The 13,939-nt window shown below is 43.6% G+C and carries 13 protein-coding genes and 1 tRNA gene; 2 read left to right on the top strand and 12 right to left on the bottom strand.

What is annotated here, in order from left to right; all coding sequences use genetic code 11:
- Positions 1–3: 3 nt before the first annotated feature.
- The 7 genes from HXT52_RS05500 to HXT52_RS05530 all read right to left on the bottom strand — a co-directional run bounded on the left by HXT52_RS05500 (position 4) and on the right by HXT52_RS05530 (position 6,362).
- Complete coding sequence (locus HXT52_RS05500; RefSeq protein ID WP_004134077.1) at positions 4–1,008, bottom strand: F0F1 ATP synthase subunit gamma; 1,005 nt, start codon at positions 1,006–1,008, stop codon at positions 4–6.
- 3 nt (positions 1,009–1,011) lie between these two features.
- On the bottom strand, positions 1,012–2,673 hold the full coding sequence (atpA, locus tag HXT52_RS05505; RefSeq protein ID WP_004126217.1) for a F0F1 ATP synthase subunit alpha: 1,662 nt from the start codon (positions 2,671–2,673) through the stop codon (positions 1,012–1,014).
- A 16-nt stretch (positions 2,674–2,689) separates the two neighbouring features.
- On the bottom strand, positions 2,690–3,271 hold the full coding sequence (locus HXT52_RS05510) for a F0F1 ATP synthase subunit delta (protein WP_116794577.1): 582 nt from the start codon (positions 3,269–3,271) through the stop codon (positions 2,690–2,692).
- Positions 3,272–3,357: 86 nt separating this feature from the next.
- Complete coding sequence (locus HXT52_RS05515) at positions 3,358–3,900, bottom strand: F0F1 ATP synthase subunit B (RefSeq protein ID WP_421775881.1); 543 nt, start codon at positions 3,898–3,900, stop codon at positions 3,358–3,360.
- Positions 3,901–3,964: 64 nt separating this feature from the next.
- Positions 3,965–4,198 (bottom strand): ATP synthase F0 subunit C, encoded by a 234-nt coding sequence (atpE, locus tag HXT52_RS05520; protein ID WP_004126223.1) that lies wholly within the window; start codon positions 4,196–4,198, stop codon positions 3,965–3,967.
- Positions 4,199–4,274: 76 nt separating this feature from the next.
- Complete coding sequence (gene atpB / locus HXT52_RS05525; protein ID WP_004126224.1) at positions 4,275–5,129, bottom strand: F0F1 ATP synthase subunit A; 855 nt, start codon at positions 5,127–5,129, stop codon at positions 4,275–4,277.
- A 201-nt stretch (positions 5,130–5,330) separates the two neighbouring features.
- Positions 5,331–6,362 carry a homoserine O-succinyltransferase gene (locus HXT52_RS05530; RefSeq protein ID WP_004136437.1) on the bottom strand — a complete coding sequence of 344 codons (1,032 nt, stop codon included), beginning with the start codon at positions 6,360–6,362 and terminating at the stop codon, positions 5,331–5,333.
- A gap of 154 nt (positions 6,363–6,516) precedes the next feature.
- Here HXT52_RS05530 and HXT52_RS05535 point away from each other — a divergent pair.
- Positions 6,517–6,590 (top strand) — tRNA-Met (locus tag HXT52_RS05535).
- Between the two features lie 117 nt (positions 6,591–6,707).
- On the opposite strand, the gene HXT52_RS05540 is transcribed toward HXT52_RS05535, so the two are convergent.
- Genes HXT52_RS05540 through HXT52_RS05550 form a run of 3 tightly spaced genes read right to left on the bottom strand, consistent with a single transcriptional unit; the run spans position 6,708 to position 10,501 of the window.
- A complete protein-coding gene (locus tag HXT52_RS05540; protein WP_421775882.1) occupies positions 6,708–7,739 on the bottom strand; it encodes a tetratricopeptide repeat protein in 1,032 nt (343 codons plus the stop codon).
- 42 nt (positions 7,740–7,781) lie between these two features.
- Positions 7,782–8,855, bottom strand: a complete 1,074-nt coding sequence (locus tag HXT52_RS05545; protein ID WP_004136439.1) for a hypothetical protein — start codon at positions 8,853–8,855, stop codon at positions 7,782–7,784.
- Entirely contained in the window at positions 8,855–10,501 is a 1,647-nt protein-coding gene (locus HXT52_RS05550) for a hypothetical protein (protein WP_421775883.1), read from the bottom strand. The genes HXT52_RS05545 and HXT52_RS05550 overlap by 1 nt, the downstream gene beginning before the upstream one ends.
- A gap of 78 nt (positions 10,502–10,579) precedes the next feature.
- On the opposite strand from HXT52_RS05550, the gene HXT52_RS05555 reads away from it, so the two are divergent.
- Positions 10,580–11,569, top strand: a complete 990-nt coding sequence (locus tag HXT52_RS05555) for an FKBP-type peptidyl-prolyl cis-trans isomerase (RefSeq protein WP_375169157.1) — start codon at positions 10,580–10,582, stop codon at positions 11,567–11,569.
- A 146-nt stretch (positions 11,570–11,715) separates the two neighbouring features.
- Here HXT52_RS05555 and nucS read toward each other — a convergent pair whose 3' ends face one another.
- Both nucS and HXT52_RS05565 read right to left on the bottom strand, forming a co-directional pair.
- Complete coding sequence (nucS, locus tag HXT52_RS05560) at positions 11,716–12,423, bottom strand: endonuclease NucS (protein WP_375169158.1); 708 nt, start codon at positions 12,421–12,423, stop codon at positions 11,716–11,718.
- A gap of 36 nt (positions 12,424–12,459) precedes the next feature.
- Positions 12,460–13,929 carry an amino acid permease gene (locus HXT52_RS05565; RefSeq protein WP_375169159.1) on the bottom strand — a complete coding sequence of 490 codons (1,470 nt, stop codon included), beginning with the start codon at positions 13,927–13,929 and terminating at the stop codon, positions 12,460–12,462.
- Between the last annotated feature and the right edge of the window lie 10 nt (positions 13,930–13,939).

The raw sequence follows: 13,939 nt of genomic DNA on the forward strand, positions 1-13,939 counted from the left end.
CTCCTAATCCTCCTCATTATTCAGCGCATCAGCGCTGCCGATAATCTCGGTAAGTTCTTGAGTAATGGATGCCTGACGAGAAGCATTAAGCTTTCTTGTCAAATCATCCACCAAATTGCGGGCGTTATCTGTAGCCGTATGCATAGCGTTCTGCCTACTTGCTGTTTCAGAAGCAGCAGAAGTAAGTAAGCACTCGTGAATACGAGACTGAATATACTTCGGCAAAACAGCATCCAGCACTTCATCCGGACTTGGCTCGAAGCAATACTCAACAGCCTCTGGATTGCTGCGACTCACTGCTTCTTCGCGAGCTGAAACTGCACTAGTAGACGACAACGATGCTGAAGGTCCAGAAGCTGCTTCGTAATCAGGACGGTGCATAGCAAACTCCTCACCATCCTTCAAAGGAACCAGCTCAACTGGCAGCATACGCAACGTACGAACTTTTTGCCTCACCATATTAATAAATTCGGTGAAAACAATATACAGTTCCGAAACTCCGCCTTCTGCTTCCGGCGTCATATAAGCGTCCATTAAAGTATCGGAAATCTTTTCTGCAATAGTAACGTCAGGATGGTCAGTAGAACCTTCCCACGTACCTGCCACATCGCGATTGCGATACTTGTAGTAAGTTGCACCGCGTCGACCGTACACGTACAGTTCCGCGTGCTTACCTTCTGCATCGAGCTTGGCTAAAAGCGCTTCAGTCTCACGAATAATCGAAGACGTAAACGCACCAGCCATTCCACGATCAGAAGTAAGAGCTAGAACTGCTACGCGATTGCCAGCATGCTCTTTACCGAAAATAGGATGCTTAATATTTGCTTCGTGATGAGCTACCAACGCCTGCACGGCATCGAAAATTGCGTCACTATAAGGCTTAGCATTAAGCGCAATATCACGCGCTTTTGCAATATGCGAAGACGCAATCATTTCCTGAGCCTTAAAGATTTTACCTAAAGACTGTGTGGAAATAATTCTCGATTTCAATGCAAGTTGGGAGGACATACGCTACTTCCCCTCAGGCTCGCGACTATCTGCTTTTGGCTTAGCTACAAGCTGTTCCTTTTCAACAGGAGCAGGATTTTCAGCCGGCGGCAACGAATCCTTTACAATCAAAGGCTTGCCAACAGAAGTCTTAAACGTCCTACGGAAATCTTCAATGGCCGCATCAAGCTTAGCTTCAGTTTCCTTAGTGAAATCTTCAGTATCGCGAATTACTTGCAAAATGTCAGTTCCCTTATCGAGGTAATCCAACAATTCGTCTTCAAAACGCAAAACATCCTTCACAGGAATATCGTCAAGCTTGCCGTGCGTACCTGCCCACACAGAAACAACTTCTTGCTCCATTGCTCGAGGAGAGAACTGCTTCTGCTTAAGCAGCTCCGTCAAACGCGCACCGCGAGTAAGCTGAGCCTTGGAAGCTGCATCCAAATCGGAAGCAAACATTGCGAAGGATTCCAAAGACTTGTAACGAGCCAAAGAAATCTTCAACATGCCTGAAACTTTCTTCAAAGCCTTAGCCTGTGCCGCACCACCAACACGAGAAACAGAAATACCGACGTCAACTGCTGGACGCTGACCTGCGTTGAACAAATCAGACTGCAAGAAGATCTGACCGTCGGTGATAGAAATCACGTTGGTTGGAATGTATGCAGAAACGTCGTTTGCCTTGGTTTCGATAATTGGAAGGCCGGTCATAGAACCGCCACCCAAATCGTCGGAAAGCTTAGCGCAACGTTCAAGCAGACGAGAGTGCAAATAGAACACGTCGCCTGGGTATGCTTCACGCCCAGGTGGACGACGCAAAAGCAAGGAAATTGAACGGTATGCTTCTGCTTGCTTAGACAAATCGTCGAAAACAATCAAAACATGCTTACCGTTGTACATCCAGTGTTGGCCGATTGCAGAACCGGTGTAAGGTGCAATGTACTTAAAACCTGCAGAATCAGAAGCTGGGCTTGCCACGATTGTGGTGTACTTCATAGCGCCAGCTTCTTCGAGGCTTTGACGCACGGAAGCAATTGTTGAACCCTTTTGACCGATTGCTACATAAATGCAGCGAACCTGCTTCTTTGGATCTCCAGTTTCCCAGTTAGCACGCTGGTTGATAATCGTATCGATTGCAATTGCCGTCTTACCAGTTTGACGGTCGCCAATAATCAACTGGCGCTGACCGCGACCGATTGGCGTCATTGCGTCAATAGCCTTCAAACCAGTAGACAAAGGTTCGTCAACTGGATGACGGTGAATAACGTCTGGAGCCTGGGCTTCAAGAATACGACGCTCACTGCACTCAATCGCACCCAAACCATCGATTGGATTACCCAACGGGTCCACAGTACGACCAAGATAAGCGTCACCAACCGGCACAGACAACACTTCACCTGTGCGGTATACTTCCTGCCCTTCCTCAATGCCTGTGAAATCGCCAAGAATAACAACGCCGATTTCATGCGCATCAAGGTTAAACGCAAGGCCCAAGGTGTCGTTCTCGAATGTGAGCAGCTCGTTTGCCATGCAGCCGGACAATCCAGCTACGTGCGCAATGCCGTCACCAGCCGTAACAACATAGCCAACTTCTTGTGTTGGCATGTCGGTAGGCTTGTACGAGTCAACGAACCCGTCGAGCGCCTTGCGTATCAGGGCGGGATCAATAGATAGTTCCGCCATAATTCTCCTTAATTTACTACTTCACTGCCTGTGTCCAAGCGCCATTGCGCGCAGAACGTTGCAACTGCTTAAGCTGCATCAACATGGTGCGATCAGTTATTTGATCACCAATCTGTATACGCATGCCGCCAAGCACGTTTGGATCCACAATTGGGTTAATGTATGCACGATGACCCAACTTATTACTGTAGATTTCAATCAAACGCTTAATTTGCTTATCTGTAAGCGGCTGAGCAGTAGTGACAGTGACCAATGTTTCGCCAGCTTCACGCTCAAATCCTGACCAAGCGCCGCCGAAGCTGCCGGTTTTGCCACTTTCAGAACCACCATGCCACGTTCCTACTAGATAATGCATAATGCGCAATACGACAGGGTGCGCTTTACCTCCAATAAGCTCGTCAATTAGACGAGACTTATCTTCCGAAGATCTATTCGGATCGGTAATCGCATCAGAAAGCTCAGGATACTGATCAATCATGTCCATCATTGACGAAAGTTCGTCAGCGATGCGCTGCGCTTCATCGTGCGCATCTGAGATGGCCTGCGCAAGAGAAGAACGCGACAAACTGTCGTTTGCACGCGATGCCTTTTCTGGCATTCTTACCTCCTCGTTTCTGTAATAACGAAGTAACGCAATTTACGTATTAATCTCAATAAATTAATTTAGATGAATACTTTAAAGCTTTACTTGCTTTGATCCGAATTTTTAGCTTCTCCAACTTCATCAATCACATGATCAATAATTTTGGAGCTCACAGTATCGTCATCCAGCTTGGATGCAAGAATCTTGCCAGCTAATGCCGCTGCAAGAACCGATACCTCTCCTTGGAGGCTGGACATGGCATGCTGATGCTGAGCTTCAATAGAATGCTGCGCTTCACTAATGATTTTTGCAGCATCCTTTTCAGCGCGTTGTCTAGCTTCGCCAATGATTTTTGAAGCTTCCGTACGAGCCTCTTCTCGAGTTTTTGCAGCATCAGCTTGAGCTTGAGCAAGCTCTTCTTCCATCTGACTTTTTAATTCGTCAGCTTCATGCTGCACGTTTGCTGCTTTAGCTATTCCGCCTTCGATTTTTTCTGCACGTTCATCGAGAATTGCCTGGAATTTAGGCATAACGAACTTGTAGAAAAACGCTGCAAGAACTACCAAAACAACTAACGACCACACTAAGTCATAAGGCTCAGGCAAGAACAACGCCAAACCATTACTCTCAGATGCATGTGCCATGGCTTGTCCTTTCTATTCCTTCAACACTTTTATATTTGTGCTGGAACGAGTTGTTTCGTTCGGTTCACTTTCCCATAATGTAGGCAACGAATCCGAGCAAGCCCAGAACCTCAATAAATGCCAAGCCAACGAACATGAACAACTGAATACGGTTGCCAACTTCTGGCTGACGTGCAGTAGATTCCATAGCTTTAGCAACGACTATTGCCATACCAAGTGCAGGAGAAATTGTTGCGACAGCAAAGCCAAGAATGCTGAGGTTGCCGACCAAACCTGCGAGAGCGATGATATTATTCATTGGTTTCCTTTCTGTTAAAACAGTAACCAGTATAAACCCGTAAGATGGGTAAAATCTGAAGATTTAAGCTATGCTATCAGGCAACAGCAACAGCAGACTTTTCTTCTTCCTCCGGGTAACTTTCCGAAATGTAGACAGAAGCAAGCACAGTGAAAATAAACGCCTGCAAACCGGCTACCATAATTTCGAATAGGGTAAACAGAATGCCACCAAGCAGCCACAAAGCACCGCCGAAGGCAAGGAGTTTATTGCTGGAATCCACCACAAAGAAATTGGTGAATACTAAGCAAGTGGCCACCAGCAAATGGCCAGCAATCATATTCGCAAACAAACGGATTGTAAGCGAAAGTGGTCGCACAATTATTAATTCTATGAGCTGCAATGGCGAAAGAATGAAGTAAATCGGCCATGGCACGCCCGCTGGGAACAACGCTTCACGGAAGAATCGCAAAAAACCTTTTTCACGAATGCCAGCAAGAAGATATTGACACACAACCCACAAAGCAAATACCAACGGACCAGTAATGGTTGCGGTTGCAGCCATATTTAATCCTGGAATCACAGAACAAAGATTAAAGAAGAAAATCGTGATGAAAAGTGTAGACATCATTGGCACGTAACGCTTGCCACGTTCTTCACCAATCATCTCGTAAACGATGTTGTAGCGCACAAAGTCCATTAAGATTTCTAGCACACTTTGGAATCTTCCTGGAACTAACTTTGCGCGAGCGGCACCAATGCCGAAAATAATCATAACGACTACAGCCATAAGAACACGCACCAAAATAATGCGATTCATGGCAAACGGTGTGCCCTGGAACAAAATCTCTGGAGGCAAAAACTCGCCAATATTAGGCAATTCTGGTCCAGACGAAGCCACTGCTGAAGCTACATTGGTAGTCCTCAGTAAAAAGTCAACCATTCCATCCATAAGTGCCTCCTTAAGCAATTCGTTCACACGCCTTCACAACTACGCCACTCACTCACATTATTAAATTCAATCATCTTGCGGCGTTACATATTATCTAAATCATCTATTCCGTATCTCGTAAGGCGCGGGGCACGAAACGAAAAATACATCTAACTGCTGATTGTACTCTTCGCTTGTACATAAATTACGCAACTTCAAAATTTATTTGCTCATACCGTACTTAATACCGTCAAATGGACAAAAGTTATCAGAACGCGGAGAAGCCGGCTCATGTCTTATAGAACGTTCAGTTCCAAGCTTTCCAGCAGTTCTTAAATGTGGAATATCAGAAAGATTGTAAGGCGTAGTTTCGTACACCCAGTTAAGCCAGTTGCGCCAAAGCAAATTCGCGTGTGCACGCCAAGAAAATAGTGGCTCTAATTTTGGATCGTCATAAGGGAAATAGTTGTAAGGGAATGGCACGTTGCTCAAACCTTTTAACATGTCACGCTCATATTCTTGCGCAAGAGTCATTTTGCTGTATTCCCAGTGTCCAAGCGCAAAAACTTCAGAAAAATCACGCGTAGCAACTAAGCCTGGGCCGGATTCGGGACCATACGTAAGAATTTGCAAACGCTGATCTGAAGAAATGCTGTCAACATCAACACTCGCTATCCTAGAATGCGGCTGTAAAGCGATTTCATCAAAACCATTTGTAAGAAAACAGTACTCATCCTGCAAATATTGTGGGAACACACCAAAAATTTTTTCGCTGAGAACATGCTTTTTTATGCCATATCGATAGTAAAGCGCACCCATTGCACCCCAGCACAAATACATTGTTGAGAAAACGTGTGTTGCTGCCCAGTCAAGAATTTGCGTAAATTCGTGCCAGTAGTCGACATCCTCAAATTCCATGTGCTCAACAGGAGCTCCCGTTACAACAAATCCGTCGTAATAGTTGTTACGAAGTGCGTCAAGATTTTCGTAGAATTTTACTAAATGATCAGCGTTAACGTGTGTGGATACATGCGTGGAAGTTTTCATAAAATCGACATCGACTTGCAAAGGAGACTTAGAGATGAGTCTCAAAAGCTGAGTTTCTGTCTCGATTTTTTTGGGCATAAGATTCAAAATCAACAAACGAAGTGGTCGAACATCCTGCTGTTCTGCTTCTGGGCGTTCCAATGCAAAAATTCGCTCAGCATCTAATATGCTTCGCGCTGGCAATCCTTCAGGAATCTTAATAGGCATGTGTTTATTATACTCCACACTTGTTTATGTTTATTGTGTCTATGTCACTAATGTGCACGAATCGTAAAATTTTAACCAAATACAGAGAGACACGCCCGAATTTGACAAATTCAAATTTGCACCTATCGTAGATAGAGCTGCTAAAAGTAGCCGACGCGGGGTGGAGCAGCTCGGTAGCTCGCTGGGCTCATAACCCAGAGGTCCATGGTTCAAATCCATGCCCCGCTACTAAAGCCAAGAATCACACGAATTTCTCACGATTGTTGTGGTTCTTGGCTTTTTTGTTTAGTAACGCATAAGAAGTTCAATCTTCAATCGCCAAAATACAAGTCATCTGCATAAAAATCAATAAAGAAGTATTGCAAGGCGACGGCGAGCGCGCGCTAATCGAGCATCATCTGCAGGAAGCATAGCAAAATACTCAAGCATTCTAGATCGAATAGCTTCAGCATCCGAACGATGCCCCGCAGCCAAAAAATCAAGCAAACGGCCAAAAGCGTCATCAATATGACCATCAATCATATCGACATCTGCCACAGCAAGCTGCGCATCTACATCATTAGGATTATCACCAGCATTTTTGCGCACTAAAGCAACATCTGTATTAGTATTGCGCGCAAGCAGCAAAGCTTTGGCATGTTCACGCGCAGCAATAGAATCGTGCGGATTTGCATCCATAAGCTTCGCATATTCTAAAGCAGCGCCCTCGTAATCACCTTTCATAGCAAGTTCATGCGCTTTTTCATGAGCTGCAGGAACTTGATTTTCACAATTAGAATTATTATCTGAAGATTCTTCTGAATCATCCTTAGCATCTTCAGACGGCTGTACAAAAGGAGCCGTTCCAGCAACCCCCGAACGCTCTGCCACCTGCACTAATTGAGGTAAAATTGCGCTACAAATCTGCTGCAACTCATCATCGCTAGGTAATCCTTGCGAAATTGGCATAGGGCGTCCGCCAATCAAACCATAAATTGCAGGAAGTTGCTCAGCTCTCAAAGCTTGAGCAATACTTGGGCTTTCGTCTGCATCAATACGCGCCAACTGCATACGACCGTCGAGTGAATTTACTGCATCAGCTAATTTTTGTGCAACATCGTAATAAGCAGTATCTCCAGGCTGCCAAAGCAACAAAATAATAGGAAAACTTACGGAAGTTTGAACCATTGCCTGGAAAGACTTATCGTTAACGTCAATAACGTATCCGCCTGCTTTTGGCGCCGAATTATTGGCAGAAGAACCAGCATTCGAACCAGCTCCAGCTTTTGCAGCCTGCTTAGCTTGCGCTTCCACGCGACGCTTCACGCCTTCTAAATCTACAGCTCCAGCAAGCGAAAATCCTCCTGGATTCATTCCTTGCGACTGACCGTTTACCATTATTGCCTCTTTTGCTAATTGCAATATTGTTGATTCTTATATTTACAACGCTTCTACTTTAATAGGCTGTCGTTCAGCACCAACCGGCGTAATTTTCATATGAGATCCAGCAGGCGGCACAACAAGCGCAATAACATTTACATAAGTTACGCGCATAGTACTTTTTGCTCTTCCGTCGCCAAATAGTGCTTTTTCTTCGTCAGATGCTGGCCTGGATTCACGTCCTTCTCCGGCAATACGCGTCCAAACAGAATCAATTCTTGCAACAACTAAATCGCTTCCATCACTCGAACGCATAACGCTTATTTGCTTCAATTGTGGAGTAAAAACCTGTTCCTGCGAACCTTTGTTGCGCTCCATGCCAACTTGTACAGCTTTAGAAAGTTCTGCAAGTTTTTGACGAAGATAATCTTCCTCAAAATATTTTGCATACTTGCTTTCACCACCATGCTGAAGAACATCAGCATAAGCTTTTACTGATTCTTCTGGAGTCATAATTAAGCCAGTGTCATTTGATTTTCCCATTGAAGCACCAATACTTGGAACAGCAAATTTAGGAAGATGCACACCAGGGAAAAGTCGAGCCACAGCCCACAACTTATAATTCGACCTAGCTCGTTGCTGACGCAAAACAAGCAAACGCTTTGATTGCTGATCCTTAGTGGTGGTTGTAATTGTCATTAAGTCTCTAGGCCACCCAGCATTTGTTGGCACAATCGTCTGAGCCGAAGCGCGCGGAATAATAGTTTTAGGGTCTAATTTACCGGTTTTACCAGCAATAACAAGCTCGCTTGTGCGAACATCAAGAGCAGGCCCAGAAACAGCTTTAGGCAAGGCGTTAACGTCTTTTTCATCATTTGCCCGTTCCAGTGTTCGAAGCAAACCAAGACGAATATCCTTTTCTTGAATCATAGTTACATTAGGAAGCTCTTGGCCGCTGCGAGCTTCCACAGGCTTAGGTACTTGACCATCGCAAGCAGATAATCCCGCAACAAGAGCAACAGATACAGCACTTGCAACACAAAGAGAAGCTACGCGCAACGTTTTTCGCATAATTCCGCCATTATTAAACTCGCGAATATACTTATTAAGATTACGCATTTTAATACTACGCATTATTGCTTGTTACCTCGCTCACTCGAGAAATTGCCTCGATAACCTTTATTATTCTTGCGATATCGCGAATTATTGCTATTTGCGTTGTACCCACGACGATTGCCGCGAGTTTTCTTAGAATTATCTGTCTGTTTTGTTGACTTAGATTGCTTATTTTGATTTTCCTGCTTAGCTAGCCTACCCTGACTGTCTTGCTTATCTCGCCTATCTTGCTTTTCCTGCCTATCCTGCCTATTTCTAGAGTTCTTTTTATTCTGCTGATTTCGCCTAGTTTGAGAATTCTTACGATTCTTATCTACGCGAGCGGACTGAAGATCCTGATTATTTTTAGCATCGTCTTTAGTTTCGGAATAAGAGTTCTTTAGATTTTCGTCGTTCAAATCTGAAGATTCATCAACAACACTTTCACGATTTTCCTCATCGCTTGGCAATTCATACGCAAATTCACCATCATCATGCTGTTGAATAAAACGAGCAGCAAATGCAAGCATATCGTCCTTAGAAATAACTGTGGTCTGCGCTATTGAATCTTCAGAAGATACTTGTGACGACGGAGACTCCTGGTTAAGTTGCTTAGAATCAGAATTATTTGCAATATTCTGATTTTCTACAGAATTTTTACCACGACGAGTGTGGCATCCATGGCGCGCATGCGACCCTGAAGCTTTTTTGTGCTTCTTATGAGCAAGCATGCCATGCACTGTTCCAGAAAATGCTTCAGAAAATGTGACTTCTTCATCTTTAGATTGTTTAGATAGCAAACCGGAAGGATTTGCCGCAAGTTGCTTATTCCTGCGACGATGCGGAGCCATGGCGAAAATAGTTGCGGCCAGCAAAGCTAAAACAGCAAAAAGAGCACCTACAAAGTACAAAGGTGTTGCGAAATCTGGAACTTGATGCCTGCGCCAGCGCAATTCCACAGAAGCAGCAGGAACGTTATCTCCCAAATCAATTAATAGAACACGTCGAGCTGCTTGAGATCTAGCTCTCATAGAACGCGAGTAGCGACGATTTGAACTCTTTTTTGAATTCTTACCAGACTTAAGAACTGCACCAGTTGCAACTGCATGGTCATATGAAGCAGAACCTGCAGTTTGAACATAATCATAAGTATTTATTGGAAGCTTTGCTAAACCAATCTGACACGTAACAGAAGACCATAAGTTAGATTGTTGGAACTTAACGTCAGCATCTTTTATATCTGTATTAAAATCTTGTTGCAAAGTGCTTTTGCCAGACATTTCCGATACAGATAGATTATTCCAATCTTTAAGACCTGTAATGCGCTGAACTGGAGAGCCAGCTACCCAACCACGCACATCTTTTGTTAAACCAACAGCAACACAAATAGGTTTACGCGTGCGCAAAGCTGCAACACTTACGCGAACCTTACTGTCAACCAAATTAAGAACACCTGGGTCTGTAACAATATAACGAGTTCCGGTTACTTGCGCATAAGCAATAACCACGTCATTCGGCTTCCAAAATGTTGCGTTAGCAACACCAAGAGCAACACTTAATACTGCAAGCACTACAAAAAATGGAGCTACGATACGTCGCATAATTTTAGTGCGCAATGTTACTCGCCTTGCTGACTGTCGCATTGATTGTCCTTCTTTTTCAGGAGCATTGTTGGTATTAGTCATAACGATACTATTCTACAATCTTTTCATACCAGTTGCAGGTTTTGCCTTAAAATCAATATCAAGCGGTAATGTGAACCTATGCAAAAAACTACAATATCTAAACAAAAATCCTTTATTGCACGCACTTTTGCTGCTATTAGCACAGTAGCATTATGCGTAGGATTAGCTTCTTGCAGCGGCAATTCTGACAATACAAAAGGTGCTGCAGATGAAAACGCACAAAAAGCCGGAATGCAGCTTATTGAAGGCATAAGCGCTTCTGGAGAGCTTGGCAAAAAGCCAAAAATTACGCTTAAAACACCTGCAGATATAAAAAGAAATACTTACGCTATCTTACAGCACGGCAATGGTGAGACTATTCAAGAAGGCGATCGCGTCTGCTCGCAAGGCATTGTGCTTAACGCTAAAGATGGCAAAGAACTTATGAATACGTGGGATAAGGGTAGAGTTGATTGCTCAATTTCTATTGACAAAAACGTCACCAGCCGACCATACTACGCGCTTATTAAAGGCAAGAAGATTAATACAACTATTGCTTTTGGAGTCGCTGGAGAAAATAAGGGACCTTCATACGTTATGGTTCTAACGCTTGTGTCCCGCTCAAAAGCATTAAAGCACGCAGAAGGTAAAGCAGTAACAGATATTCCTGCAAATTTGCCAAAGGTAACTCTTGATAAATCTGGAGTTCCATCCTTAGATAAGAACAACTATGTGCCAGATGGAAAGCTTGTTTCTCAGACTTTGATTGAAGGAACCGGCAAAAAGGTAACCGCAAAAAGCACCGTAACTGCTCATTATGCTGGATGGACCACAGATAAAGACGGCAAAATGCATCAGTTTGATTCCTCTTGGCTTCGCTCAATGCCTGCAGACTTCTCTCTTGCAGGAGGCGTAATACCAGGTTGGACTAAAGGTTTGGCTGGAAAGAAAGTTGGATCTCGAGTTCTGCTTGTAATTCCTCCAGAAGATGGCTACGGCAAAGAAGATAAGAAGGATGCAAAGGGAAATGTAACAATCCCTGCAAACTCCACTCTGTACTTCGTTGTGGATATTCTTTACGCTTCGTGAGTTTGTAAATTTCGCAATGCCTAGCAAAGCAAAATATTTTGCAAAATAATTAGCTAGATAATTTGCGAGATAATTTACAAAAATACGCAAGTGATTGATTACAAAAACCCCTCATTTTCGAGGGGTTTTTGTGTATGCGTCTAAATCTAAAACAGAAGAAGGTCGTCGGATTCAACACCGCGCATATCGTCATAGTCGAGAATAAGACAAGTAAAACCGCGATCTTCCGCCAAAACTCTAGCTTGTGGGCTAATTGTTTGAGCAGCAAAAATGCCACGAACGGGCTTAAGTAACGGATCGCGATTAAGCAACTCACAGTAACGAGTAAGTTGCTCTACACCATCAATGCCACCGTGACGCTTAATCTCAATCGCAACGTGCACGCCTTCAGCATCCTGAGCCATAATATCAACTGGACCAATAGCAGTAGGATACTCTCGACGAACAAGCTTCGCGCCTTCCCCAATGCGCTCAATCTGCTCAGCCAAATATCGCTGCAAATGCTCCTCAACACCATCTTTAACTAATCCAGGATCCTCACCCAAATAATAAGTGCTGTCACTGTATATGTGCTCTAAAGAAATTTTGAGTAAATCATCACCTTTTGATGCAGCAACTCGAAGAATACAACCATCAGAAAGCTCGTTAGAAGTAGATTCTTCACCATTTTCTTTTTGAAGTATGCGCATTGTACAAGGCGCAACCATCCAATTAAGTGGCTTATACGCTCCAAGCTCCGAAAAAATCAGCACACTACCATCTGCTTTAATAAGCAGCACACGCTTAGATAGCGGAAGCGTAGCGTTTAATCTACCTGTATATTCAGCACTACAATCTGCAACAATAATTCGCACACAGTAAGCATAACAGAACTTGTGCAGGAAAGAATGTCACTTGCGCAAAGCAGCTGCTAAATCGCGATTCTGCCAATGCTCGTGCAGAGCGCAGTAACCTCCAAATAGCACAAGCCAAACTAAACCGCCAATTGCAGAAACGCGAGTATCTTCACTAATAAACAATGTGATATACACAAACACGAAGAACGCAATGGTAAGCGAGTTAAGAAGCTTATAATGCGGCATTAAGAAACCATCCGCCATAAAATCAGCAGATTTACGATACTTACGGTGCGTAACCATAATCAGAATGTAAATCATGATGATTACAGCCGAAGACGCAGAAGCGAACAAAATAAACGCACCATGAACTCCAGGAATCGAATTAACTACCGGAGAAAGAAGGATTAATACAGAAGAAAATATGATTGCGCGAGCAGGAACTTTAGTATGCGACACCTTCCGCAACTTACCCAAAATGGGAGAAGGAGATTCAATAGCAATCTGATACATGTGGCGGCCGGCAGAATACAGCAAAGAGTTAAGAGCAGAAGATGCAGCCGTAATAACCACGAAGAATACTAGCGCAGAGGCCCAATGCAAGCCAGCATACTGGAACACCATAATGAACGGAGACATAAATGTGCCTTCAGCATTAGTAGCCTTGAAACGCTGCCATGGAACAATAAGCATAATTGCCACAAGAGCGCCAACATAAAAAATCAAAATACGCGTAATTATGCCGTTTATAGCCTTAGGCAAAACTTTGCGAGGATTTTTTGTTTCCGAAACAGTCACGCCGACGAACTCAATAAGCTGATACGCATAAAACACCATCTGGAAGCTCATCAAAAATGCAACCCAACCATTTGGCATAAGAGAAAAATTATTGAAAATGTTATCGACGCTAGCATGCCCAGCAGGACTAATAACCCCTCCATGAAGTTGAGTTGCTGGGTAATGATACCCAATTACAACCATCACAATAGCAGTAACTATAAGCGCAACAATCAAAGTAATTTTAATCATGGAGAACCAAAACTCAGTTTCTCCAAAAAGCTTTACAGCAACCAGATTTATGCACACTAAAGCCGCTAAAAATACTACTTCTATAAGCCATTTCCAATGACTTACGTCAATATCGAAAGTTTGGAAAAATGTGACGCAATACGTGCTAACTGCCGTAATCTCGCTCATACCAATAAGCACAAGCACAAACCAATAAGACCACCCAGCAAAATTACCCCAGCCTCTGCCAAGATAACGCGTAATAAAACTAATAAAAGTATGCTGGTTCGGATCTTTGTACATAAGTTCGCCAATGCCGCGCATAAGCAAGAACATAATCAAGCCAACAATAATGTAAACAAATACAATACTCGGACCTGTTAAGCTAATAGATTTTCCGGAACCAAGGAACAAACCAGTACCAATTGTGCCGCCGATAGCAATAAATTGCACATGACGCTTAGTAAGACTGCGTTCCATTTGGTTGGAATTGTCATTATTCGCCGTCATATTCATTGCCAAAACT

It is taken from the genome of Gardnerella sp. KA00288 (genome assembly GCF_049244085.1).
GTDB lineage: Bacteria > Actinomycetota > Actinomycetes > Actinomycetales > Bifidobacteriaceae > Bifidobacterium > Bifidobacterium greenwoodii.

Coding starts and splice junctions, on each gene's coding strand:
- HXT52_RS05500 (WP_004134077.1), bottom strand. CDS start 1,008: ATGTCCTCCCAACTTGCATTGAAATCGAGAATTATTTCCACACAGTCT.
- atpA (WP_004126217.1), bottom strand. CDS start 2,673: ATGGCGGAACTATCTATTGATCCCGCCCTGATACGCAAGGCGCTCGAC.
- HXT52_RS05510 (WP_116794577.1), bottom strand. CDS start 3,271: ATGCCAGAAAAGGCATCGCGTGCAAACGACAGTTTGTCGCGTTCTTCT.
- HXT52_RS05515 (WP_421775881.1), bottom strand. CDS start 3,900: ATGGCACATGCATCTGAGAGTAATGGTTTGGCGTTGTTCTTGCCTGAG.
- atpE (WP_004126223.1), bottom strand. CDS start 4,198: ATGAATAATATCATCGCTCTCGCAGGTTTGGTCGGCAACCTCAGCATT.
- atpB (WP_004126224.1), bottom strand. CDS start 5,129: ATGGATGGAATGGTTGACTTTTTACTGAGGACTACCAATGTAGCTTCA.
- HXT52_RS05530 (WP_004136437.1), bottom strand. CDS start 6,362: ATGCCTATTAAGATTCCTGAAGGATTGCCAGCGCGAAGCATATTAGAT.
- HXT52_RS05540 (WP_421775882.1), bottom strand. CDS start 7,739: ATGGTAAACGGTCAGTCGCAAGGAATGAATCCAGGAGGATTTTCGCTT.
- HXT52_RS05545 (WP_004136439.1), bottom strand. CDS start 8,855: ATGCGTAGTATTAAAATGCGTAATCTTAATAAGTATATTCGCGAGTTT.
- HXT52_RS05550 (WP_421775883.1), bottom strand. CDS start 10,501: ATGACTAATACCAACAATGCTCCTGAAAAAGAAGGACAATCAATGCGA.
- HXT52_RS05555 (WP_375169157.1), top strand. CDS start 10,580: ATGCAAAAAACTACAATATCTAAACAAAAATCCTTTATTGCACGCACT.
- HXT52_RS05565 (WP_375169159.1), bottom strand. CDS start 13,929: ATGAATATGACGGCGAATAATGACAATTCCAACCAAATGGAACGCAGT.